28 protein-coding genes are annotated in these 21,690 nt (G+C 39.2%); 12 read left to right on the top strand and 16 right to left on the bottom strand.

Annotated elements, in window-relative coordinates; translation table 11 throughout:
- The first annotated feature begins 8 nt into the window (after positions 1-8).
- Positions 9-3,158 carry a bifunctional cytochrome P450/NADPH--P450 reductase gene (locus tag ACN6NE_RS00430; protein WP_474324034.1) on the top strand — a complete coding sequence of 1,050 codons (3,150 nt, stop codon included), beginning with the start codon at positions 9-11 and terminating at the stop codon, positions 3,156-3,158.
- Between the two features lie 355 nt (positions 3,159-3,513).
- On the opposite strand, the gene ACN6NE_RS00425 is transcribed toward ACN6NE_RS00430, so the two are convergent.
- Complete coding sequence (locus ACN6NE_RS00425) at positions 3,514-4,473, bottom strand: helix-turn-helix transcriptional regulator (protein WP_474324033.1); 960 nt, start codon at positions 4,471-4,473, stop codon at positions 3,514-3,516.
- Between the two features lie 90 nt (positions 4,474-4,563).
- Between ACN6NE_RS00425 and ACN6NE_RS00420 the strand changes: the two genes are divergently transcribed.
- Positions 4,564-5,082, top strand: a complete 519-nt coding sequence (locus ACN6NE_RS00420; RefSeq protein ID WP_474324031.1) for a dihydrofolate reductase family protein — start codon at positions 4,564-4,566, stop codon at positions 5,080-5,082.
- A 131-nt stretch (positions 5,083-5,213) separates the two neighbouring features.
- A complete protein-coding gene (locus ACN6NE_RS00415) occupies positions 5,214-5,654 on the top strand; it encodes a cell wall hydrolase (RefSeq protein ID WP_129710553.1) in 441 nt (146 codons plus the stop codon).
- A gap of 141 nt (positions 5,655-5,795) precedes the next feature.
- Here the strand turns inward: ACN6NE_RS00415 and ACN6NE_RS00410 are convergent, their stop codons facing one another.
- The 10 genes from ACN6NE_RS00410 to gvpA form a co-directional block, all read right to left on the bottom strand.
- Complete coding sequence (locus tag ACN6NE_RS00410; protein ID WP_129710552.1) at positions 5,796-6,320, bottom strand: hypothetical protein; 525 nt, start codon at positions 6,318-6,320, stop codon at positions 5,796-5,798.
- Positions 6,321-6,465: 145 nt separating this feature from the next.
- Positions 6,466-6,594, bottom strand: a complete 129-nt coding sequence (locus ACN6NE_RS00405) for a hypothetical protein (protein ID WP_013057929.1) — start codon at positions 6,592-6,594, stop codon at positions 6,466-6,468.
- A gap of 32 nt (positions 6,595-6,626) precedes the next feature.
- On the bottom strand, positions 6,627-6,944 hold the full coding sequence (locus tag ACN6NE_RS00400) for a gas vesicle protein (protein ID WP_474324029.1): 318 nt from the start codon (positions 6,942-6,944) through the stop codon (positions 6,627-6,629).
- Positions 6,945-6,958: 14 nt separating this feature from the next.
- Positions 6,959-7,243 carry a gas vesicle protein K gene (locus ACN6NE_RS00395; RefSeq protein WP_129710551.1) on the bottom strand — a complete coding sequence of 95 codons (285 nt, stop codon included), beginning with the start codon at positions 7,241-7,243 and terminating at the stop codon, positions 6,959-6,961.
- The gene (locus ACN6NE_RS00390) at positions 7,227-7,484 is read right to left on the bottom strand and encodes a gas vesicle protein (RefSeq protein ID WP_474324027.1); all 258 of its coding nucleotides are present in this window, start codon (positions 7,482-7,484) and stop codon (positions 7,227-7,229) included. The genes ACN6NE_RS00395 and ACN6NE_RS00390 overlap by 17 nt, the downstream gene beginning before the upstream one ends.
- Entirely contained in the window at positions 7,481-8,305 is an 825-nt protein-coding gene (locus ACN6NE_RS00385; protein ID WP_474324025.1) for a GvpL/GvpF family gas vesicle protein, read from the bottom strand. Before ACN6NE_RS00385 ends, ACN6NE_RS00390 begins: the two co-directional genes overlap by 4 nt.
- 9 nt (positions 8,306-8,314) lie before the next feature.
- Complete coding sequence (locus ACN6NE_RS00380; RefSeq protein WP_014459264.1) at positions 8,315-8,572, bottom strand: gas vesicle protein GvpG; 258 nt, start codon at positions 8,570-8,572, stop codon at positions 8,315-8,317.
- A complete protein-coding gene (locus ACN6NE_RS00375; protein ID WP_474324023.1) occupies positions 8,569-9,339 on the bottom strand; it encodes a GvpL/GvpF family gas vesicle protein in 771 nt (256 codons plus the stop codon). The genes ACN6NE_RS00380 and ACN6NE_RS00375 overlap by 4 nt, the downstream gene beginning before the upstream one ends.
- Positions 9,340-9,362: 23 nt before the next feature.
- Positions 9,363-9,626, bottom strand: coding sequence for a gas vesicle protein GvpO (locus ACN6NE_RS00370; RefSeq protein ID WP_013057922.1), 264 nt, complete (start codon positions 9,624-9,626; stop codon positions 9,363-9,365).
- 23 nt (positions 9,627-9,649) lie between these two features.
- Positions 9,650-9,928, bottom strand: a complete 279-nt coding sequence (gene gvpA, locus ACN6NE_RS00365) for a gas vesicle structural protein GvpA (protein WP_013057921.1) — start codon at positions 9,926-9,928, stop codon at positions 9,650-9,652.
- A 436-nt stretch (positions 9,929-10,364) separates the two neighbouring features.
- Between gvpA and ACN6NE_RS00360 the strand changes: the two genes are divergently transcribed.
- The gene (locus ACN6NE_RS00360; protein WP_474324020.1) at positions 10,365-11,189 is read left to right on the top strand and encodes an SPL family radical SAM protein; all 825 of its coding nucleotides are present in this window, start codon (positions 10,365-10,367) and stop codon (positions 11,187-11,189) included.
- A gap of 35 nt (positions 11,190-11,224) precedes the next feature.
- Here the strand turns inward: ACN6NE_RS00360 and ACN6NE_RS00355 are convergent, their stop codons facing one another.
- Both ACN6NE_RS00355 and ACN6NE_RS00350 read right to left on the bottom strand, forming a co-directional pair.
- Positions 11,225-11,608 carry a nuclear transport factor 2 family protein gene (locus tag ACN6NE_RS00355; RefSeq protein ID WP_474324018.1) on the bottom strand — a complete coding sequence of 128 codons (384 nt, stop codon included), beginning with the start codon at positions 11,606-11,608 and terminating at the stop codon, positions 11,225-11,227.
- 18 nt (positions 11,609-11,626) lie between these two features.
- Positions 11,627-12,106 (bottom strand): RrF2 family transcriptional regulator, encoded by a 480-nt coding sequence (locus tag ACN6NE_RS00350; RefSeq protein WP_474324016.1) that lies wholly within the window; start codon positions 12,104-12,106, stop codon positions 11,627-11,629.
- Between the two features lie 160 nt (positions 12,107-12,266).
- Here ACN6NE_RS00350 and ACN6NE_RS00345 point away from each other — a divergent pair, with 160 nt between their 5' ends.
- Both ACN6NE_RS00345 and ACN6NE_RS00340 read left to right on the top strand, forming a co-directional pair.
- The gene (locus ACN6NE_RS00345; RefSeq protein WP_205654966.1) at positions 12,267-13,250 is read left to right on the top strand and encodes a LacI family DNA-binding transcriptional regulator; all 984 of its coding nucleotides are present in this window, start codon (positions 12,267-12,269) and stop codon (positions 13,248-13,250) included.
- Between the two features lie 273 nt (positions 13,251-13,523).
- Positions 13,524-14,207, top strand: coding sequence for a TerC family protein (locus ACN6NE_RS00340; protein ID WP_016764850.1), 684 nt, complete (start codon positions 13,524-13,526; stop codon positions 14,205-14,207).
- A gap of 37 nt (positions 14,208-14,244) precedes the next feature.
- Here ACN6NE_RS00340 and ACN6NE_RS00335 read toward each other — a convergent pair whose 3' ends face one another.
- On the bottom strand, positions 14,245-14,796 hold the full coding sequence (locus ACN6NE_RS00335) for a helix-turn-helix domain-containing protein (RefSeq protein ID WP_129710544.1): 552 nt from the start codon (positions 14,794-14,796) through the stop codon (positions 14,245-14,247).
- Positions 14,797-14,891: 95 nt separating this feature from the next.
- Between ACN6NE_RS00335 and ACN6NE_RS00330 the strand changes: the two genes are divergently transcribed.
- From ACN6NE_RS00330 to ACN6NE_RS00320, 3 genes are all read left to right on the top strand, one after another.
- Positions 14,892-15,617 (top strand): AzlC family ABC transporter permease, encoded by a 726-nt coding sequence (locus tag ACN6NE_RS00330; protein ID WP_129710656.1) that lies wholly within the window; start codon positions 14,892-14,894, stop codon positions 15,615-15,617.
- Positions 15,614-15,943 carry an AzlD domain-containing protein gene (locus ACN6NE_RS00325; RefSeq protein ID WP_057235064.1) on the top strand — a complete coding sequence of 110 codons (330 nt, stop codon included), beginning with the start codon at positions 15,614-15,616 and terminating at the stop codon, positions 15,941-15,943. The genes ACN6NE_RS00330 and ACN6NE_RS00325 overlap by 4 nt, the downstream gene beginning before the upstream one ends.
- Before the next feature lie 454 nt (positions 15,944-16,397).
- Entirely contained in the window at positions 16,398-18,296 is a 1,899-nt protein-coding gene (locus ACN6NE_RS00320; RefSeq protein ID WP_129710543.1) for an endonuclease MutS2, read from the top strand.
- A 185-nt stretch (positions 18,297-18,481) separates the two neighbouring features.
- On the opposite strand, the gene ACN6NE_RS00315 is transcribed toward ACN6NE_RS00320, so the two are convergent.
- Both ACN6NE_RS00315 and ACN6NE_RS00310 read right to left on the bottom strand, forming a co-directional pair.
- A complete protein-coding gene (locus tag ACN6NE_RS00315) occupies positions 18,482-18,895 on the bottom strand; it encodes a DUF1259 domain-containing protein (protein ID WP_013083952.1) in 414 nt (137 codons plus the stop codon).
- A 114-nt stretch (positions 18,896-19,009) separates the two neighbouring features.
- Complete coding sequence (locus ACN6NE_RS00310; protein WP_050691011.1) at positions 19,010-19,666, bottom strand: DUF975 family protein; 657 nt, start codon at positions 19,664-19,666, stop codon at positions 19,010-19,012.
- A 294-nt stretch (positions 19,667-19,960) separates the two neighbouring features.
- Between ACN6NE_RS00310 and ACN6NE_RS00305 the strand changes: the two genes are divergently transcribed.
- The 3 genes from ACN6NE_RS00305 (at position 19,961) to lepB (ending at position 21,608) form a co-directional block, all read left to right on the top strand.
- Positions 19,961-20,506: a CBO0543 family protein gene (locus ACN6NE_RS00305; RefSeq protein WP_474324012.1), complete on the top strand. Its 546-nt coding sequence runs from the start codon at positions 19,961-19,963 to the stop codon at positions 20,504-20,506.
- 101 nt (positions 20,507-20,607) lie between these two features.
- Positions 20,608-20,964, top strand: a complete 357-nt coding sequence (locus ACN6NE_RS00300) for a nuclear transport factor 2 family protein (RefSeq protein WP_474324010.1) — start codon at positions 20,608-20,610, stop codon at positions 20,962-20,964.
- An 83-nt stretch (positions 20,965-21,047) separates the two neighbouring features.
- Positions 21,048-21,608: a signal peptidase I gene (lepB, locus tag ACN6NE_RS00295; protein WP_025751067.1), complete on the top strand. Its 561-nt coding sequence runs from the start codon at positions 21,048-21,050 to the stop codon at positions 21,606-21,608.
- Positions 21,609-21,690 lie beyond the last annotated feature (82 nt).

Raw genomic sequence — 21,690 nt, 5'->3', positions numbered from 1 at the left:
GGGATAACATGACAATTAAAGAAATGCCTCAGCCAAAAACGTTTGGAGAGCTTAAAAATTTACCGTTATTAAACACAGATAAACCAGTTCAAGCTTTGATGAAAATTGCGGATGAACTAGGAGAAATCTTTAAATTTGAAGCGCCTGGCCGTGTAACGCGTTACTTATCAAGTCAGCGTCTAATTAAAGAAGCATGCGATGAATCACGCTTTGATAAAAACTTAAGTCAAGCGCTTAAATTTGTACGTGATTTTGCAGGAGACGGATTATTTACAAGCTGGACGCACGAAAAAAATTGGAAAAAAGCGCATAATATCTTACTTCCAAGTTTCAGTCAGCAGGCAATGAAAGGCTATCATGCGATGATGGTCGATATCGCCGTGCAGCTTATTCAAAAGTGGGAGCGTCTAAATGCAGATGAGCATATTGAAGTACCGGAAGATATGACGCGCTTAACGCTTGATACAATCGGTCTTTGTGGATTTAACTACCGCTTTAACAGCTTTTATCGAGATCAGCCTCATCCGTTTATTACAAGTATGGTACGCGCGCTAGATGAAGCGATGAACAAGCTGCAGCGAGCAAATCCAGATGATCCAGCTTACGATGAAAATAAGCGCCAGTTTCAAGAAGATGTCAAGGTAATGAACGACCTAGTAGATAAAATTATTGCAGACCGCAAAGCAAGTGGTGAACAAAGCGATGATTTGTTAACGCATATGCTAAACGGAAAAGATCCAGAAACAGGTGAGCCGCTTGATGACGAGAACATTCGCTATCAAATTATTACGTTCTTAATTGCGGGACACGAAACAACAAGCGGTCTTTTATCATTTGCGCTGTATTTCTTAGTGAAAAATCCACATGTATTACGAAAAGCAGCAGAAGAAGCAGCACGAGTTCTAGTAGATCCTGTTCCAAGCTACAAACAAGTCAAACAGCTTAAATATGTGGGCATGGTCTTAAACGAAGCGCTGCGCTTATGGCCAACGGCTCCTGCGTTTTCCCTATATGCAAAAGAAGATACGGTGCTTGGAGGAGAATATCCTTTAGAAAAAGGTGATGAACTGATGGTTCTGATTCCTCAGCTTCACCGCGATAAAACAATTTGGGGAGACGATGTAGAGGAGTTCCGCCCAGAGCGTTTTGAAAACCCAAGCGCGATTCCGCAGCATGCGTTTAAACCATTTGGAAACGGTCAGCGTGCGTGTATCGGTCAGCAGTTCGCTCTTCATGAAGCAACGCTTGTACTTGGTATGATGCTAAAACACTTTGATTTTGAAGATCATACAAACTACGAGCTGGATATTAAAGAAACCTTAACGTTAAAACCTGAAGGCTTTGTTGTGAAAGCAAAATCGAAAAAAATTCCGCTTGGCGGCATTCCTTCACCTAGCACTGAACAGTCTGCTAAAAAAGTACGCAAAAAGGTAGAAAATGCTCATAATACGCCACTGCTTGTGCTATACGGTTCGAACATGGGAACAGCCGAAGGAACGGCGCGTGATTTAGCGGATATTGCGATGAGCAAAGGATTTGCACCACAGGTCGCAACGCTTGATTCTCACGCTGGAAATCTTCCGCATAAAGGAGCTGTTTTAATTGTAACGGCTTCTTATAACGGACACCCGCCTGATAACGCAAAGCAATTTGTCGAGTGGTTAGACCAAGCGTCTGCTGATGAAGTAAAAGGTGTTCGCTACGCTGTATTTGGATGCGGCGATAAAAACTGGGCGACAACGTATCAAAAAGTGCCTGCTTTTATCGATGAAACGCTTGCCGCTAAAGGGGCAGAAAACATCTCTGACCGCGGTGAAGCAGATGCAAGCGACGACTTTGAAGGCACATATGAAGAATGGCGTGAACATATGTGGAGTGATGTAGCAGCCTACTTTAACCTCGACATTGAAAACAGTGAAGATAATAAATCTACGCTTTCACTTCAATTTGTCGACAGCGCCGCGGACATGCCGCTTGTGAAAATGCACGGTGCATTTTCAGCGAACGTTGTAGCAAGCAAAGAGCTTCAACAGCCAGGCAGTGAACGAAGCACGCGACACCTTGAAATTGAACTTCCAAAAGAAGCTTCTTATCAAGAAGGAGATCATTTAGGTGTTATTCCTCGCAACTATGAAGGAATAGTAAACCGTGTAACAGCAAGGTTCGGTCTAGATGCATCACAGCAAATCCGTCTGGAAGCAGAAGAAGAAAAATTAGCTCATTTGCCACTCGGTAAAACAGTATCAGTAGAAGAGCTTCTGCAATACGTAGAGCTTCAAGATCCTGTTACGCGCACGCAGCTTCGCGCAATGGCTGCTAAAACGGTCTGCCCGCCGCATAAAGTGGAGCTTGAAGCCTTGCTTGAAAAGCAAGCGTACAAAGAACAAGTGCTGGCAAAACGCTTAACAATGCTTGAACTGCTTGAAAGATATCCGGCGTGTGAAATGGAATTCAGCGAATTTATCGCTCTTCTTCCAAGCATGCGTCCGCGCTATTACTCAATTTCATCTTCACCTCGTGTGGATGAAAAACAAGCAAGCATCACGGTTAGCGTTGTCTCAGGAGGAGCATGGAGCGGATATGGGGAATACAAAGGAATTGCGTCAAACTACCTTGCCGAGCTGCAAGAAGGAGATACGATTACTTGCTTTGTTTCTACGCCGCAATCAGGGTTTACGCTGCCAAAAGACCCTGAAACGCCGCTTATTATGGTCGGGCCAGGAACAGGCGTCGCGCCGTTTAGAGGTTTTGTGCAGGCTCGCAAACAGTTAAAAGAACAAGGACAGTCGCTTGGAGAAGCGCATTTATACTTTGGCTGCCGTTCACCTCATGAAGATTATCTGTATCAAGAAGAGCTTGAAAGCGCCCAAAATGAAGGCATCATTACGCTTCATACCGCTTTTTCTCGCGTACCAAATCAGCCGAAAACATACGTTCAGCACGTGATGGAACAAGACGGTACGAAATTGATTGAACTTCTTGACCAAGGAGCGCACTTCTATATTTGCGGAGACGGAAGCCAAATGGCCCCTGACGTTGAAGCAACGCTTATGAAAAGCTATGCTGACGTTCACAAAGTGAGTGAAGCAGACGCTCGCTTATGGCTGCAGCAGCTAGAAGAAAAGGGTCGATACGCAAAAGACGTGTGGGCTGGGTAAATAAAAAATAACCTCCGCTATTTAGCGGAGGTTATTTTTTATAGCGAGGTGAAGACACAACTAAACCCATATCATCTAAAGGCGAACAAATTTGAGAAATGAACTCGCATAGATCGCTTGTGACACCGCTGTTGATTTCCGTGCAAGACTTCGCTTTCAGCGGGCGGCCGATGAGCCTCCTCGTCGCTTGTGCTCCTGCGGGGTCTCACCTGTTCCGCTTTTCCCGCAGGAGTCTTCGCCATGCCCTCCAATCAACCGCTAGAAGCAATTAAACACATTAGAACTGCTTCCACTATGACAAAAAAACAGAAATATTAACTAATGATTTCACTTAATATTTCTGTTTCACCTTCAACTAAAATACTTTTGTCCCAGCCTCATTTTTATAGCGCCTTAGCGTTTCTTCTGCGTGATAGCAGATCTTCTCAATTAGCTCCTGAGGTTCTTCAATAAGGGCATGAGCACCTAAGGTATAGAAAAAAGAAGCCATGTAGCTTAGTTCATTTCCATCAGTTATCGTATCAATATAGCCACCGCCGTCATGCGTTACCTTCACATGATTTTCAAGCCACGGAACGCCTTTACACTGACGAACGCCTTCGTGCGTCAAGGTTACTTTCAACGAAATAGGCTGTGTGTTTACCGGAGTTGTTTCCAGCCATTCTTTTAACGTAAGAGACATATTTTCGTCTTTTTCTAAAATTTTTAACGAGTGAATACGATCCGCTCGAAACAATAACACTTTTTGCTTATCGTAGGAATAAGCGGGGCAGTACCATAAACCGTTATGAGCATAAATGCCAAGAGGTTTGACTTGTTTTCTTGTTAGCCCCGTCTTTGAATCATAAAGAAATTCAATATATTTTCCTGCAAGACTTGCTTCTAACAGCTCTTTTAAATAAGGAGTATCTAGATTTCTTTTTGGATTCCAAAATGCAATATGAGCACTCATTTTATCTACTTTTTTCTTTGTTTCCTCAGACAGATACATATAAAATTTTTGAAGAGCCGCATGAATTTCTGCATCAAATGGGAGGTTATGATAATGCTGCAGAGCTTGATAAGCAAAAAAGATAGAAATAGCTTCTTCTTCCGTAAACAAAATAGGGGGGAGAATACGATTTTTTAACACTCTGTAGCCGCCGCTTCGTCCTTTTTCACCGTAAAGAGGCAGTCCTAATTCACTTAAGTCCAGCAAATAGCGCTGAACGGTCCGCACGGAAAGACCAAATTCCTCCGCTAGTTCTTTTGCTGTAAACGTTCTTTTTGTATTAATAAACATGAGCATATCAACAAGCCGTCTAGACTTAGCCATTTATTTTCACCTTTTTCTTTTAATGTGACAAAATTTGTCGTATTAAGATGATATCATACAGAAACAGTAAAGTTGAAAGGAGAAAAGGGAATGAAGAAAAAAATCGCCGTATATATTGCGGCAAGTTTAGACGGGTATATTGCAAGAGAAAACGGAGAGATTGACTGGCTGGAAAGCGTAGAAGGAGAGGGAGACAACGGCTACGAAGCGTTTTATCAAACGTGTGATGCGGTCGTTATGGGAAAAGCTACGTACGACCATGTGCTAAAGCTCACCTCTGAGTTTCCTTATTCCGATAAAAAGTGCTACGTATTTAGCCGCTCAGTTCAAGGAAAAAATCAACATGTAGAGTTTGTAAACGAAAGCGTAACGTCATTTCTCAACAGCTTAAACCAAGACAATAAAAAAATATGGCTAGTAGGAGGCTCGGATATTCTCGCTGATTTCTTAACAGCAAAGAGGGTGGATGAATTTATCATATCGGTTATTCCCGTTTTGCTTGGGGGTGGTATTCCGCTATTTAAGCAAGGGATTCCAGAAATGAACTTGAAGTTCACTCATATGAAGCAGTACGGGCAAATTGCTCAGCTTTATTACGAAAAAGAATAAGCTCTTCGTAATAGAAACTCTTGCTGTAGTGTCAGTGTGCTCATCGTGTATTTGACATCCAGATATTGTTATTTTAGGGACAGTGACATCAAGACCGTGTTTTTTTCATAGTATATTTTTGGGGTGAAAAAATGCCAAGAGTAAGTTATCGAGATTCAGATGTTGCTTTAATGGCAAGGATGATGAGAGCAGAAGCTGAAGGCGAAGGAAAACAAGGCATGCTGTATGTTGGAAATGTCATTGTAAATCGTCTTAAAGCAAACTGTTTAGATTTTAAGAATTTAAGATCCGTTCCGCAAGTTGTTTATCAGGTGCAGGGAGGCAACTATTCGTTTGAAGCTGTTCAAAAAGGAAACGTATTTTACCAAAGAGCAAGAAGTGTTGAAAAAAGGCTAGCCAAAAAGAATTTGGATTACTGGAGAGAACACCCGGGGAAATATGCCTTGTGGTACTTTAATCCATACGCTCCATGCCCTCCAACCTGGTACGGTCAACCGGCTTCTGGTCAATACAAAAATCATTGCTACTATGAGCCAAAGCCTGGAACATGCGCTAGCGTTTATAACGGGTAGATAGCTTAGAAAATATGCTGCATTCTGAAAGTCTGGCCTCAAATCCAAACCTTTAGGTGCAGGTGACAAGGTAGTTGTTCTTCATATAATAAGAGAAAGCCCTCTTTTAATAAAGAGGGCTTTTGCTAATTCGTGGATTTCTCATTTTGCTTCAAATCTTATGTTTTTACCGGCATCAAATTCCGCTTGCACCTTCGTTTTTGTATCTTTTAATACCCAAGACGCCTTGATCTTACCTGTTGCTAAAATTTCTTTAATTTGCTTATTGTTTAAGCCTTTCGTATAAAGGAAAAATTCTCTTGTATAGATGTTTTTATTTTCTTGCTCTTCATCTGCACCGCTGCCAAACCAATATCTTGTTTGCTGATCGTCTTTCATGTTATTAAAAGCTTCTTTATAGTTAGGTAGCTTAACTTGAATATTCGACAGGTAATCCGTACCGCGTAAAGTAAGGATCATATGTACTTTGTGAAAATCTTTTTTAGAAGGGCTTGTTAACCCTGATGTTCCAACTTTACTAAATTCTTTTTTCGTCAGCGGTTTAACTGGAGTAGAGACAGAAACTTTTGGATCTGAATTATTTGTCACAACGTCTTCGGTACTGCAGGCACCTAAAATGAACAGCGTTAAAAGAGCATAGACTGCTCCAAATGCTTTTTTCTTCATGTTCATTCTCCTTTTTATTTGACAGATAATGGTACTCGTTCGCTATGTTCATTGTATTTACCTCCATTTGTTTCAATGTCATGATTAATAAGGAAAAGTGTAAAAACATTAAAAAGAGAAATGCCGCGGCATTTCTCTTTTGGTTCTATGAATCTGGATTAAGCGAAGTATGCGTATACTCCGGCATACGCTCTTCTTTTTCCGTTAGCTGAGTATCGGGGCTTTGCTGCTCTTGTGAAATAGGAGACAGCGTAGATTTTTGTTCATGATTCATGTTTGTTATTCCTCCTTATATAAAGTGAGCTGTTAATCAAGCGAAAGCAAATCATCTTGAATTCGCTGCGTTAAAGATGCCACTTGCTGCATTAAACTGTCATTTTCCGCCTGGAGCTTTTGATAAGACTGATTTGCTTTTGAACATAGGTAAGGGTCTGTTTCCCACCAGTCCATGCCAATTTCTCTTGCTTTATCAATAGAAGCGACAAGCAGCCGGATCTTTATTGTTAAGAGTTCAACATCAGCAATTTGCACTTTAATATCTCCAGCAATAACAAGACCTTTATCTAATACTTTTTCCAATACTTCTACAATGGTGCCCAGCTGCCCGTTATGTTCCGCCGCCATTTTTTCACTCCTTGTTATAACACTTTTCCTAGGGGACCTAGATCAATATTTAAATCTTCATTTGTAAAGTTAAACACTGATTTTAGCTCCTCCATTTTGTTCTCTAACGTCATTAGCGCCACGCCCAAATCTTCGATTTGAGCGTCCGTCAGGTTTCCGCTGTCGACTCGACGAATCGCATGTTTTTCAATGAGCTGCCGCAGTAATTCAATGACGGTTAAAACAAGCTGCGCTAGACCTTGTTCAGCATTTTCCGCACTCAGCTCAATGCGGCCGTTTCGTTTAGGTGTATTTTCCATCTCGCAACGCCTCCGTTTCCTGTTCAAGCTGCTGAGAAGAAATGATTTGACGATCATGAGAGCCTATCAGCGTTTCTACAGAAGAAATCAATACCCGCAAATCAAGATAGACTAAATCAATTCCGGCAATTGAAATCAACAAATCACCTTTAATGGCAATTCCTTTATCGAGGATCACATCTAATATATCAATGAGGGCGATGTCTTTTTGCTCGAGCGTTTGTTTTCGCAGCGATGTCATCCCGCATCTTTCTCCGAGCGCAGAGTGTCGATATGATAAGCAGGCCATGGTCCTGTTACTTCGATGTTCAGTCCCATTTCACTATAAAACGTTTGCTTGTCGCTAATGGCTTTTAAAAACGATTCCACATTGTTCTTTGAAAGAAGGTAGATGCTGTTCCAGCACATGCTGTAGCTCTCGCCGGTTATTTTTTGACTCCAGTTATTTTTGATTTTATGATAAGCGGCGTAAGGACTTATCTCACTGTGCAAGTGATCACAAAGCGAAAGCTGTTCTTTTTCTGTTTCTTCTTCAATCAGCCTTTCTATCTTTTTACGTTCGAAAAACTGCCTGCCGGGAGGCAACGCAGTTATTTCTTCTTTTTTCGTTTGGATCGTTTCATTATGGGTTAGCAGATAGTTCTTTAAAGAATTCGTATGGGCATACACTTTTATATTCCATTCTTCAGATCTTTTTAAAAGCTGAAGAGAAGAGAGGGTTGTTTCTTTGTTATCGACAATACTTTCTTGACAGCTTTCCTTACTTTTGTAGACCGTACAAAATTTCATGGGAAGAAGCGTGTAGTGACTTTGTAAGAAAAGAAGAGTCTCATGGTGATGCATGGCTTTGTCCTGCAGCCATTTCATATCGTGTTCAATCTTTTCTTTCAGCATTTCTTCCGAATACTCATCGCTTGGCAAGTCGCATACAAATGCGGTAATGTCATCAAAGTAAAGAGCATAGATAGGGTTGTTCTGATCCATGCCTTCAAGTGAAGGAAAGGGCATTTCCTTAGCTTCTTCGGTTGGAACTAGACCATATAAATAAATGAGCTTTTCCATCTTTTAACCTCACTTTTGTTTCTTCGTCATTGATTCCCATCTTTTTAATTCATATTCTTTTGCTGCTTCATACCTCAGCAGCAGTTCTTTTTCTTTTTCCATATATGCATCTTCTGGTATTTCTCCAAGCTCATACATCATTTGAAGATGAACGATTTTTTGCTGAATAAAAGAGACATCGTAAAGTTCTTTATCCGCTTCTTCCTTGATTTTCTGTCCGACTTTTACAATGAGCGTAACAGGAGACAGCAGCAGTTTATGAATCATACATTCTCTTCTACTTTTAGTTGAATATTAATAAAGTTATAAGCAGCCCACGGTCCGGAATATTTAAAATCGGCTTTGTGCTTCCATTTTTCATACAGGTCATTTACACGTTCATCAAACGCTGCTTCTTTTTCTCGGTCAATTAAAAAAGAAGCATTCAAAAGCATCGTTTCGACAATAGGAGGGTTGAGTCTCGATGCTTCAGCCATCGGTTCTAAATGTTGATACAGCTCTTTTTTACAGTCGTGCTGAAGCTTTAAAAAGAATTTCTGAGCTGTTTCTCCGTGCGCAATTTGCTTATAAAAATCAGCACTGGCAGAACGCAGGTTTCGTACTTGATGCAAAGAAGAATCTTGATTCACTTTTTGTTTCAGCCAGTCCGGTTTCCCAATTACTTTTAGTCCGACTTCTATTTTTCCTTTCAACTGGGGGAAAAGGGAGGCGAACTGTGGATATAAGTTTTCTAACAGCATTTCAACATCTTGTTGACTATGAAACACATTGCCAAAGCTGATTGGAATAACGGAATCATGTTCACTCATTACTTTGGAAATCACCTGCTGGTGCGCTGTGACGTTCTCTTTTGTAGGATGATAAATTTTAAGAGGAAAGGCAGCGGCCACTATAGCTGCATCTCGGTAGTGAATGGTAAAAGTAGCTCTTTCTTGATGATCAATCGTGACGCTGCCAAACGTATGCGTCTCGGTGGCGGGAATGCTGCAAAAAATATAAATACCTGTTGCTTCACTCATCGATTTTTGTTTCATTCCTTTCCATTAAAATGATAGGCTTACTTCTCTGCTGGGGAGCTTCGATAGCGCAGACTGGTGCGTGAAAAAGACGTAATGTTATGCTGCTTATTGACGAGCACTTCATAGATACCAAGCAGTTCATCTTTTGCATAGCGCCTCATATACTCCTGTTCTTCAAATGCTTCAAGTGTTATTTTCCATCCTCCATTTTGAATCGATTCATACGAAATAATTCGATGAGGAGGAGCAACGTGTTCTTTAAAAAAATCAGTCACGGATTCCATGATTTCGGCTACTTTCACTTCTCTAATCCACCTTTATGAGTTTATAAATCTAAATCTTGTAAAAGGTTTAGCTGTTCAAGTTTTTTTCCGCCGTTATTCGAAGAAAGAAAATCTTCTCTTTCATTATGAAGCAGCCGAACTGCCTCGGCATACCTCAGCCATGTGTCCACACTGGCAATCACGATTCGAGCTTCGATGGTAATTAATTCAATACCAATAACGGAAATACGAGCGAATACGTCAATTACCACGCCTTTATCTAAGATGCGGTCAACTACTTCAGCTAGACTAGAACAATCGTTTGATTTGTTAATCGTCATGATGAAATTCCTCTCATGTTGCATAGTAAAATATATACGTTTGCTAATCTTGCTATTAATGTGTGTGATATTGTAAAAAATATACAAATAAAACGCGCATAAATTAAAAAATAGTATAAAATACCATGATTATTTTTGTTTTAATACGGGTAGAGTTAAGTACATTACTTTTATCCATTGATGAATGAAAACACATACATAAAAAACAAAAGGAGTGGAGAAAGATGAGAAAAGAAGAGCAGCCGGTATTATCTGATTTTATTGAAAAGGACCAATTTGAGTTAAATTCATATTTAACTTCTTTACTTGAAACAACAAGTGAAAAGAAAGAAAATCAAAGTTGATGAATTGAAAACATAAAGGGCTACTTTCCATCTGGAAAGTAGTTTTTTCATTTGCGAACTTGATATACTTATTGGACAAAGAGGTGAGAAAGATGAACAAAAGCGACGTGGTTTCGAGAAGTATTTTAACAAAAGCGACCGGATTTTTGGCATCTGGTTATACTCATAGTTTAAATCCGTATGCCGGATGTGCATTTTCCTGCAAATTTTGCTACGTGCGAGAACTGCCAATTCAGCGTTTTAAAGAGATGGAGTGGGGGACATGGCTAGAGCTGAAAGTCAACGCAGCTGAAGTCTACCAAAAAGAAATACAAAAGCTGCGAAAAAAAGAGCAGCCGGTGCGCATCTTTATGTCTTCAGCGACAGATCCCTATCAGCCTGCTGAGCGTAAAGCAGGCATCACACGTGCCCTTTTAGAAACGATGATCAATCATCCGCCTGATTTTTTATTGATTCAAACAAGGTCGCCCCTTGTGACGAGGGATATTGATTTGCTTTTACAGCTTCAAAAAGTATGTAATCTTCGCGTATCGATGACTGTTGAAACGGACCGAGAAGAGGTAAAACAAATTTTTTCTCCTTATGCTCCGGGAATGAAACTTCGTATGAACGCGTTAAAAAAAGTAAAAGAAAGCGGAATTTCAACGCAAGTAACCATTGCTCCAATGCTTCCTTTCACGCCTGAATTTCCTGAAAAAATAGAAGGAATGATGGACCGAATTTGCATTGATACCTTGTACTTAGGAGACGGTTCCTTAGGTAAAACGTCTAAAAGGCTAGGGATGCCGGAATTATTTGAGAAGTACGGTTTCCTAGACTGGTATGACAAAGACATTCATGTCAAAGCCATTCGTTATTTTGAAAAGTTTTATCCTTCTTCGATGATTTATCTTTCTCAAGAGGGATTTGCCCCGTAAAAAAAGAAGGGCTAGAAGAGCCCTTCTTTTTTATATTAGTTTTTATACGTATCAAACATGTTCGTATCGTCAGGTACGTTTTCTAAGTAGCTGATTTTTCCGCTGTCATCTAGCTTAGCAATATCTTTTCCCGTTTGAGTAAAGACGCTGCCAGATGCACGTTTTCCGCATACTGCCCAAGGCGTTTCAAACTTATCTGTACCTTCAACTGCTTTCCAGACTTCGAACATATGCTTAATATCAGCATTTTCTTTAAACACCATTTTCACAAACAGCTTCCAGTTTTCAATGCCTTGCTTTTCGTGGCCGTTTAAGACAAATATGATATCTTCTGAAAAAAGCCCCACTAATTCTTCAAATGCTTGTTCGCTTGTACGTGATTGATCGAATAAATCAAAATATCTATTTAAGTTTTCCATAATGATCTCCTTTGGGTGCTACAGCACCATTTTTTCTTCTACTGTCGCTTTTAGCATGTCCAGGTTTTCTTTCGGACATTTTTTGTTAATTTCATTTGTGAGCATAGCAATGGTTTGCCGTTTTAAGATAGATTGCCACGAAGATTCGGCTTCTTCCATTAAATCGGATAATAAGCAAATATCTTTGTCTTTTAAGTTAAGCATATCGTGAAAAATACCGCTTGATGAGTAAAGAGACTGCTTACCTTCAATGGCTACGTATACGTCATAAATACGAATTTCTTCCGGCGTTTTCTTTAAGCGAAATCCACCTTTGCTACCAGGAACGGAAGCAAGTAAATCAGCGCTAACCAGCTTGCGAAGAAGCTTTTGAAAATACGTAGGCGAACCCCCAAGCTGAGTGCTGATGACATCTCCTGGCAGCACCGCTTTTTCAGGTAAAAACGTCAGCAGCAAAATGGCATACACCGATTGCTCAACGCCTGTTTTCATATGCAAAAACATCATCTCCTGCTTTATGTGTACAATTTGGATAATGATTATCCACATTTAGATTATCATACCGCTTATGAATCAAAAAATAAAGCAGTTACTTAATATGCACGCGATATTCGTGTATACTGTGAAAGAAGCAGCAACAAAATACGGAGATGAGAGAATGACAACTATTGCAGATATCGCTCGACTTGCAGGAGTAGCAAAAAGCACTGTATCCCGCTACCTTAACGGAGGGTCTGTGAGCGATGCGACGAAACGAAAAATCGAAGAGATTATTAAAGAAACAAACTATAGCCCAAATGCGTTTGCTCAAAGCTTAAAAGCGAAAAAAACAAATATCATTGGTGTAATTGTTCCGCGCATGGGTTCTTTTGCGACTTCCCGCACATTAGATGGTATTGACCAAGAACTTAGAGACCACCACTATCAAATGATTATTTCCAATTCTAATCAAGATTTAGAAAGAGAAATCGAAAATATCTATACGCTGGCTAAGCAGAAGGTGGCAGGTATTATTCTTCTTGCCGTTCAAATCACAAAAGCTCATTTGGAAGCGTTCCGCACAATTTCAATTCCCGTTTTGCTAATTGGACAGCAGCATGAAGAAGTCCACAGTTTAATTCACCAAGACTACGAGGCTGCATGCGACATTGGAAGGTACATAGGAGAAAAAGGGCATAAAAAAATCGCTTTTTTAGGCGTAACCGAAAAAGACATAGCTGTAGGTGTAAAGCGAAAAGAAGGCGTAAAGGAAGGTCTTAAAGACAGAGATTGCGAGATCCGCTGTTATCAAACAAGCTTTAACATGAGTGATGCAATCGAGGCCGCTACGGCTGTGATGAAAGAATTTAATCCGTCCATTATTGTATGTGCGACCGATAACATTGCGCTTGGCACGTTAAAGGCAGCTTATTTAAACGGACTGCGCGTTCCGGAAGATGTATCCATTACCGGCTTTGGAGGCTACGAAATTACAGGTGTGATTCATCCCAGCTTAACGACCGTAAAATATTATTATAAAGAAGCGGGACAAATGGGGGCACAGCGAATCATTAAGCTAGTCAACGGAGAACAAGTCGAAAAGCTGACACTTTCTAACTATGAATTGGTTGAGAGAGAAAGCGTTGACAACTGCTTTGCATAAAAAAACGATTGACAGGATGTAGGAGATGCTATAGTATAAGTGGTGTAAATACAAACAAATAATTGAACGTATCTCCTAAAGGGGAGTAGCTTTAACAGCAAAGTCGTCATTACAGAGATTATCTCTCGGCTTTGTTGGCGACATTATGTTGTTAGCAAGACCTTTACCGCTTATTTGGTAAGGGTCTTTTTTGTATTCAATTATAAAAAGGGAGGAAAAGGCTCGGACATTTAGAGGAGAAACGTTACAGAAAAAGAGAAGGTGGAGGTAACTATGGAGGAACTAATTGGCGTATCAGTGCAAGGTTTGCTGCAAATTATTTTTCTTGATTTAATTTTAAGCGGGGATAACGCAATTGTTATTGCAATGGCGGCTCGTAACGTACCAAAAGATTTACAAAAAAGAGCGATTTTAATTGGAACAGGCGGCGCGATTGGCCTTCGATTATTATTTGCGGCTATTATTGTCCCTTTATTGAAAATTCCATTAATCGGAGCGGTCGGCGGTTTGATGCTAGTATGGATTGCATATAAATTATTAGCGGACAATCACGATCACGGCGACAATCCTCAAGGTGGAGCAACGGTATGGAGCGCGGTTAAAACGATCATTATCGCAGATGCGGTCATGTCATTAGACAACGTATTAGCTCTAGCAGGTGTAGCTCATGAATTTGTCCCAATTATGATTGGTGTATTAATTTCAATTCCGATTATTATTTGGGGAAGCAGCTTTATTATGAAAGCAATGGAAAAATTTCCGATTATTATTTACGCTGGAGCAGCGATGCTTGCATGGTCTGCTGGAAAAATGATTGTTGAAGATAAAATTATCGGCGGATTTGTTCCAAGTACAGCTTTACATCTCGCTGTTCAAGTTATCTTAACTATTGCAGTTGTAGGTATTGGGTACATGAAAAACAAAAAAATGAAAAAAGAACAAGCCCATGCAGCTTAAAAAAAAGAGCGTACGGATAATCCGTACGCTCTTTCTTTTATGATTCGGGGTAGTGCATAAGCAAAAAAAAGCTTGCTTCTTCTTCAGAAGAATTGATATAGCTGTGAGAGGTGTTTCCTGAAAAATGCAGAGCGTCTCCCGAGGCTAATTCATGTTCTTCATTTTCAAAACGAACCGTTAATTCGCCTTCTTTAATAAGTAAGTATTCATCTCCTAAATGAGTTTTCGCTTCGTGCACGCACCAGGGCTTTAATGTGACGATGTAAATTTCAAACTTTTTTTCCGGATGATAAGGAAAAAAAGAATACACTAAGTAATCACCTTTGTTGTCCGTGATGGGATCTAGCTGCCTTATGCTTACTTTCTGCACATCCGGGGTGTCTTCTTTCATAAATACAGAAAAAGAGACTTGAAGACCGTTGGCGATTTTCCAAAGCGTGGTAACCGTGGGACTGGATTTACCTTTTTCAATTTGTGCAAGCATTGCTTTACTAACACCCGTTAATTCGGAAACTTGATCAAGTGTCAAATTTCGATTTTTTCGTAATTTAACAAGATTTTTAGCAATAATATCTTGAATCGCATCCATTGTTGTACTCCTTTAATTATTATAAAGATAGTATAACATACCGTTGTTTAATATAACGTATAGATGTATAATATAGCGGAAAAGGAGGGAGTATGGTGATTGCAGAAAAAGCAGTACAGCAAAGAGAAAAAGGGGATTTAACGTTCAGACAAGGGGCTAAGGATTGTATCCCTACGCTACTCGGTTACATAAGTATAGGGCTTGCTGCCGGGATCGTTGGAGTGTCCTCGCATCTTTCCGTTATGGAAGTTACTTTATTATCAGCGCTCGTGTATGCCGGGGCAGCACAGTTTATTATTTGTGCACTGATGGTTGCGAACAGCTCGATTTCAGCTATTATTCTCACAACATTTATTGTGAACTTACGACACTTTCTTTTGAGCGCTACGATCGCGCCTGAATTTACAAAATATTCGTTATTAAAAAACGTCGGAATTGGAGCCCTTTTAACAGATGAATCATTTGGGGTGTCTTCAAGTAAAATTGCAAAAGGTGAGCCAATTAATGACCGCTGGATGAACGGATTAAATATAACGGCTTACGTCAGCTGGATTATCGCCTGTACGACAGGAGCTATTTTTGGTCATATGCTATCGAACCCGGAAGCCTTTGGGTTTGATTTTGCCTTAACAGCTATGTTTTTAGCGCTGCTTGTTTTACAAATCGAAAGCGTGTTACCTTCAAAGCTTAATCATTACTTACGTTTGATTCTTTATATGGCGATTCTTATGATTGTGCTGTCTTTTTTCGTACCTTCACATGTGGCTGTATTGATTTCAACGATTATTGTAGCGACAATTGGGGTGGTGACGGATAAATGAGTATCCACTACCCAACACTCATCGTTATTTTAGGGTGTGCCCTTGTTACCGTAGTTCCTCGCATTGTTCCGTTTTTAGTTGTACGTAACATCGCGCTGCCAGAACCCGTATTAAAATGGCTATCCTATATTCCTATTTGTATTTTAACTGCACTTGTTGTAGAAAATTTTATCATTCAAGCAAATGACAGCGTAAAGATTAACTGGCCCGTCATTATCGTAGTCATTCCAACCTTACTGATTGCCCTGAAAACCAAAAGCTTATCCATCACCGTTATTAGCGGAGTTGGAATGATGGCGCTGCTTCGTTTTTTTCTTTGGTCATGAAAGCTCAAGTTATGCTCTTGAGCTTTTTTACTGTCTCCTTTACGTACGCTTTTTCATATAGTATGATAAGAGTGTAAATTAGAAGCCAATGAAAACAAAAATATAAATGAGGTGCTTTTATGAGCGGAGTAGTATCTAAATAGGAAAAATTAAATGAAATAAATTGAATAAGTAAGATGGGTATTTTTTTGAAAAAATAAGGTACCCTTTGTTTGCTTATGAATTTATTTCACTGCCTATGAAGATACCTACAATGCTTTATAAAGGGTTCGGCATTTGTCGTCAGGGAGGCGTCTGTTTTTACAGAGCTTTCTTTTGTGATATGTGCCCTAGACGCCTGATTAACGCAAAAAGCTGTGGGATCACCACAGCTTTTTTTGTTTACCTTTTTCATTGCCTTCTAATAAATAGGTATCTTCATATGTGATGACAAATCATAGTGAGGAGAAAAACCATGAATACGATGACATTTGAAAAATTGCAGTATCATGAATTAAAAAAAATCGTAAAATCTCACTGCGTAAGTGAGCTGGGAAAACAATTAATGGATAAACTTCAGCCGAGCACATCTCTTAAAACAGTAAAAAACCGACTTAAAGAAACAACGGAAGCACGAAGACTTCTAGATGCTGAGAAATCACTTCCGCTATCAGGTGTCTCAGGTATAGGAAGAGTCATCGAAAAGCTTGAAAAAGGCATGATTTTAGAACCCGAAGAGCTAATGCGCGTATCCGATTTTTTAAAAGGCTGCAGAAAAGTAAAACAATATATGGTGGATAAAGAATTTTTTGCTTCGCTCTTAAGTTCCTATGCCCATTCGATGAAAGAACTGACAAGTATAGAAGAGGAAATTAATTTTGCGATCAAGGCTGGAAAAGTAGACGCCGCGGCAAGCAAAGAGCTCAAGCGTATCAGAAGACATATAGAAGGAACGGAAGCTAAGATTTCAGAACAGCTTGCGAAATTTTTACGAAACAGTAAAAACAAAGAGTATATTCAAGACTTTTTTATCAGTAAAAAAGGGGACCGCTATACGATTCCGATTAAGGCCTCCTATAAAAATCACGTTGGAGGAACAATTGTTGAAACATCCTCTAAAGGGTCAACAGTGTTCATAGAGCCGGCATCTATTACAAAGCTGAATGCGGAACTAGCGATTTTGAAAGCAGAAGAAGAGGTAGAAGAATATCAAATTTTAGCGTCTTTAACAGGTTTAGTGTTAGAGAAGCTAGCTGATATTCATATTAATTTAGAGCTAATTAGCCAATACGACATGGTGTTTGCCAAAGCAAAATACAGTAAACAGGCAGACGGAATCGAACCTAAAATTAATGATTATGGATATATTCATTTAAAAGGCGCATATCACCCGCTGTTAACTGGTGAAATTGTTCCGCTTCACTTCGAAATTGGCGAGAATTATCGAAGCTTAATTATTACGGGACCTAACGCAGGAGGAAAAACCGTTGTCTTAAAAACGATTGGGCTACTGACACTCGCTACAATGTTAGGATTTCATATTACAGCTGATGAAGGAACAGAAATTGCATTGTTTGAGCATATTTTTGTCGATATCGGCGACAACCAAAGTATTGAAAATGCGCTGAGCACCTTTTCCTCACACATGAAAAATATATCGGCTATTTTGCAAAAAGCAACGAACAATACACTGCTCCTATTCGATGAAATTGGCAGCGGCACCGAACCGAATGAAGGAGCTGCACTTGCGATTGCGATTTTAGAAAAGTTTTATCATATGGGCTGCATAACGGTCGCGACTACGCATTACGGAGAAATTAAGCGTTTCTCAGAAATTCATCCTGACTTTATGAATGCCGCAATGCAGTTCAACAGTAAAACATTAGAACCGCTGTATCAACTGTTAATTGGAACATCTGGAGAAAGCAATGCGCTTTGGATTTCAAAGAAGATGAAGGTAGAAGAAGAGATTTTACAAAAAGCAAAGTTCTATATGGAAAGCAAATCGTATGATACAGAAGTCGTCAGAGAAAATAAAATAAAAAAACCAACTATTTTGAAGGAAAAGAAAAAAGACCATGTTGAATACCAAATGGGAGATCGAGTCAAACTGTTAGATTATGAAAATCATGCGATTGTTTATAAGTCTAAAGACAACACAAACAATATAGTCGTACTCTATCAGAATGAGTTAATTGAAGTAAACGTTAAGCGAGTAGCTCTTGAAATCAAAGCTGCTGAATTATATCCCGAAGGCTATGACCTCGATTCGTTATTTATTAGCTATAAAGATCGAAAAGAGCAGCATGATCTGCAGCGAGGATCAAAAAAAGCATTGCGGAAAATTGAAAAAGATATACGCGAAAATAGATAAAGCAGAAACCCAGCACTTATAAGAAAGTGCTGGGTTTTGTTTTTATGTAGCTTCTCAAAAATACATAGCGCCCTTTTGTTAATGACTTAAAAGGTAAGGAGGTTTCCTTTAGCTATATTAGTAATCTATAGGTATAAAAAACATCTCTCACCTCTCTAATGTACCCGAGAGATGCGTTTAATAAATTATTCGTTTGTCGGAACGGGAAGACTCTTGAGCATTGTAAAACAAAAAGCCATTTTTTTTGCAAAATGTAAAGGAGGCTCTACAGATTGAATATGAAGATACATAAGGACCGGTTCTGTAAAAAGCCAATGGTTATGCAAAGCGCTTACGATAAGACCTTGCCGCGCAGCAGCTTCTGTAAAACGAGGGATTTCTTCTTGTAAAATAGCAATCTCAGCCAAGTTTAACGCGTTTCCCTGTGCGTCTATCGCCTCAAATGATACACCAACAGGAACGACAGAGCTGCTTTTCCGCCCTTGAACATGAGCTTGAAAGCTTCTTTTAAGCGACACTGAGCATCCTGTTGGACTAACTTTGCTTTTAGCGTTTAAAATCTGGCCAAACTGCTGACAAATTTCACTTGTAGTATACATATAAGCTCCTGCCTTTCTTCTATACTCTTAGTAAGCTTTATGACATAAGAGCTTCACTTATGCAAACAGTGTTCTTATAAAAAAATCCCCTTCACGATGAAGAGGATTTTTTTATTATTCAGCATGCGATGAGCGTTCGTTTAACAAATTTTCATAAAAACGGGCAAGTGAAGCAGAAAGGTATGGAATAGACCATAAAAAGCCGATTCCTAGTGTAATAATACTTAATAAAAACCAGCCAAGAAAGCTTAGCAGCAGCAGGAAGTACTGTCCTTTGTAACCATTCATCAACCTGCGGCTTTCTGTAATCGCTTGATTCATCGAGTAAGTAGGATTGTCTTTACAAATATAGTACGTTTGTGAATATGCCAGTGCTTTGATAATTCCAGGAATTAGTAAAAGCAGTGACCACAGCATCACATAAAGAGTCATAAGTACATAAATTCCTAGTGACTTTACATAAAGACCGAAGTCTTGGAATGTTTTGAACAAGTGTCCCAATTGGACAGATTCACCTCGTGCTAAACCTAAAAATGCCCAGTAGTTCGCCATGAGAAGAGGCGAGAAGACAATAGCAAAGGCAGTTGAAATCCATGAGGACGAATCAGATTCATCTTTCATCCAATTGTCATAGCCGCCGCTTGCCACAATTTCAAATGGAATAGGCAGAAGCGTATATACTCCGTACGTCACCACCGTCAGTAAAATCGCTAGTCCCCAGCGATTCTTTAAAGAAGCTTTAGCTTCTCTTTTAATCGTACCGATGTTCATGTTGTTCCTCCTTTAATGTTGCAAAACAGTATCTTTTTGCTTGTATTAACATGTAAACCATGCACAATTGTTAATTTTGTATGAAATGAAAATAATAGTCAATAGGTTCTGAGATGAAAAGCAAAGCTCCTGCGAAAAATTTTTACTAGACAGATAGAAATCGCTAAATAGGTACAATCTGCTTTTGAACTGCTTTTGAAGAAAGAGGAGGTGCAAAAGCACTGTGTGCGATGCTTTATTTTAGCATGAAGTGAAACCCTCATGGACAGACTTTCTAAGATAGGAGGGATTTCTATGTTTGAAATGATCAAAATGATGCAACAAGTCTTAAATGAAAAGGAATTTTCTTATTGGGTTCATCAAGATCTTTTTAGTTTTCAATGGTGGCTCATAGTGGTGATAAACGCTCTTTTTCTGCTGCTTTTTTACTTTTTTATTGATAGACAGCGCCTCTTTTTTATGCTGCTCGTTTTTTTTATCAGCTTTGACATAGTCGGTTTGGTAGATGAATTCGGCAAATTTTTTAACCTGTGGTGCTACCCTCACCAGATGATTCCGTTTACAGATCGCTTCAATACGGTTGACTTTGCTATTATTCCAGTAAGTATCGCACTCGTCTACCAATTTTTTAGCAAATGGAAATTTTTCTTTATCGCACATGCCGTTAATTCTGCCATTATTGCTTTTATAGGCATTCCGCTATTTAGAGCGCTGCATTTATATGAATTGCTGAACTGGACAATTTTTTATTCTTTTCTTACAGTATTTATCATAGGACTTGTGGTGAAAATCATTAGCGATTGGATGGCAGGTAAGAAGAGACGCTATAGCGTCAGCTGAACAAACCATACTTCTATCTATACGGGATATGAGTATGGTTTGTTTGTATGAAAATAACGCGTTATTTCTTTATAATAGGCGTAAGAGGAGATGAATAAAAAATGGAGAACGCTACCCAAATATTTTATGAATTAGAATGCATGCACTTAAAATCAGAAGTACGAACCTCTGCTAAAGAGCTTTCAAACATTCTTGCAGATGATTACGTGGAGTTTGGCAGTTCAGGCACGGTATGGAAACGAAAAGATTACAATAACAATCATGTACTCTCGCCAGATATATTCCAAATCTCTCATTTCCATATAGACATATTGTCTCCTGACTGCGTATTAACTACCTATCATCTTATGAACCATACGGCAGAAAAAAAGACGCTTCGCAGTTCTATTTGGCGAAAAAGAGAAGAAAAGTGGCGTTTGTTTTTCCATCAAGGCACAGTGACAAACGATAATCAATAAATAAGATTATTTGGTTATTATTATACTTTCCCTCTATTTGATGCTATGATGAAAGTATATTTTGACGTAAGGGATGTTTTGAGATGAGCAAAAATAACGTAAAAAAAGAAGTATTTTCATGGATTAAGTCCATTGTTATTGCATTGGTTATTGTAGTGGGAGTTCGACATTTTTTATTTGCGCCAACTACAGTTCACGGTGAATCGATGTATCCAACGTTTGAAGATTCAAACCGCGTTATTTTAAATAAAATCAGTGATGTTGATCGCTTTGATATGATTGTATTTCATGCACCGGACGCAGATGAAAATTATATTAAACGTGTAATTGGACTGCCAGGAGATACGGTAGAAATGAAAAACGACGTTCTATATATTAACGGTAAAGCTTATAAAGAGCCGTATTTAAAAGAATCTAAAAAATCTCTTGCACCTAATGAAAAATTCACGGAAGATTTTACGCTTCAAACGCTGCCTGCAACTGATGGCAAAGTGAAGGTACCGAAAAATTCACTGTTTGTAATGGGGGACAACCGTCCTGTAAGTCATGATGGACGAGCATTTGGCTTCATTCCACAAAAATCAGTTATCGGAAAAGTGCAGTTTCGCTACTATCCGTTAAATGAAGTAGGCGAACCGAAATAAAAAAAGGGAAAAAGGCTGGCGGAATTTAATTCGCCAGCCTCTTTTATCGGGTTAAAAGAACTGATTTTAAAAAACGATTTGC

The sequence above is a fragment of the Priestia sp. 53B2 genome, assembly GCF_056099005.1.
This window is presented reverse-complemented; position numbering and strand designations above follow the sequence as displayed.

Coding starts and splice junctions, on each gene's coding strand:
- ACN6NE_RS00430 (WP_474324034.1), top strand. CDS start 9: ATGACAATTAAAGAAATGCCTCAGCCAAAAACGTTTGGAGAGCTTAAA.
- ACN6NE_RS00425 (WP_474324033.1), bottom strand. CDS start 4,473: ATGGCTAAGTCTAGACGGCTTGTTGATATGCTCATGTTTATTAATACA.
- ACN6NE_RS00420 (WP_474324031.1), top strand. CDS start 4,564: ATGAAGAAAAAAATCGCCGTATATATTGCGGCAAGTTTAGACGGGTAT.
- ACN6NE_RS00415 (WP_129710553.1), top strand. CDS start 5,214: ATGCCAAGAGTAAGTTATCGAGATTCAGATGTTGCTTTAATGGCAAGG.
- ACN6NE_RS00410 (WP_129710552.1), bottom strand. CDS start 6,320: ATGAAGAAAAAAGCATTTGGAGCAGTCTATGCTCTTTTAACGCTGTTC.
- ACN6NE_RS00405 (WP_013057929.1), bottom strand. CDS start 6,594: ATGAATCATGAACAAAAATCTACGCTGTCTCCTATTTCACAAGAGCAG.
- ACN6NE_RS00400 (WP_474324029.1), bottom strand. CDS start 6,944: ATGGCGGCGGAACATAACGGGCAGCTGGGCACCATTGTAGAAGTATTG.
- ACN6NE_RS00395 (WP_129710551.1), bottom strand. CDS start 7,243: ATGGAAAATACACCTAAACGAAACGGCCGCATTGAGCTGAGTGCGGAA.
- ACN6NE_RS00390 (WP_474324027.1), bottom strand. CDS start 7,484: ATGACATCGCTGCGAAAACAAACGCTCGAGCAAAAAGACATCGCCCTC.
- ACN6NE_RS00385 (WP_474324025.1), bottom strand. CDS start 8,305: ATGGAAAAGCTCATTTATTTATATGGTCTAGTTCCAACCGAAGAAGCT.
- ACN6NE_RS00380 (WP_014459264.1), bottom strand. CDS start 8,572: ATGATTCATAAACTGCTGCTGTCTCCTGTTACGCTCATTGTAAAAGTC.
- ACN6NE_RS00375 (WP_474324023.1), bottom strand. CDS start 9,339: ATGAAACAAAAATCGATGAGTGAAGCAACAGGTATTTATATTTTTTGC.
- gvpA (WP_013057921.1), bottom strand. CDS start 9,928: ATGACGATTAACAAATCAAACGATTGTTCTAGTCTAGCTGAAGTAGTT.
- ACN6NE_RS00360 (WP_474324020.1), top strand. CDS start 10,365: ATGAACAAAAGCGACGTGGTTTCGAGAAGTATTTTAACAAAAGCGACC.
- ACN6NE_RS00355 (WP_474324018.1), bottom strand. CDS start 11,608: ATGGAAAACTTAAATAGATATTTTGATTTATTCGATCAATCACGTACA.
- ACN6NE_RS00345 (WP_205654966.1), top strand. CDS start 12,267: ATGACAACTATTGCAGATATCGCTCGACTTGCAGGAGTAGCAAAAAGC.
- ACN6NE_RS00340 (WP_016764850.1), top strand. CDS start 13,524: ATGGAGGAACTAATTGGCGTATCAGTGCAAGGTTTGCTGCAAATTATT.
- ACN6NE_RS00335 (WP_129710544.1), bottom strand. CDS start 14,796: ATGGATGCGATTCAAGATATTATTGCTAAAAATCTTGTTAAATTACGA.
- ACN6NE_RS00325 (WP_057235064.1), top strand. CDS start 15,614: ATGAGTATCCACTACCCAACACTCATCGTTATTTTAGGGTGTGCCCTT.
- ACN6NE_RS00320 (WP_129710543.1), top strand. CDS start 16,398: ATGAATACGATGACATTTGAAAAATTGCAGTATCATGAATTAAAAAAA.
- ACN6NE_RS00315 (WP_013083952.1), bottom strand. CDS start 18,895: ATGTATACTACAAGTGAAATTTGTCAGCAGTTTGGCCAGATTTTAAAC.
- ACN6NE_RS00310 (WP_050691011.1), bottom strand. CDS start 19,666: ATGAACATCGGTACGATTAAAAGAGAAGCTAAAGCTTCTTTAAAGAAT.
- ACN6NE_RS00305 (WP_474324012.1), top strand. CDS start 19,961: ATGTTTGAAATGATCAAAATGATGCAACAAGTCTTAAATGAAAAGGAA.
- ACN6NE_RS00300 (WP_474324010.1), top strand. CDS start 20,608: ATGGAGAACGCTACCCAAATATTTTATGAATTAGAATGCATGCACTTA.
- lepB (WP_025751067.1), top strand. CDS start 21,048: ATGAGCAAAAATAACGTAAAAAAAGAAGTATTTTCATGGATTAAGTCC.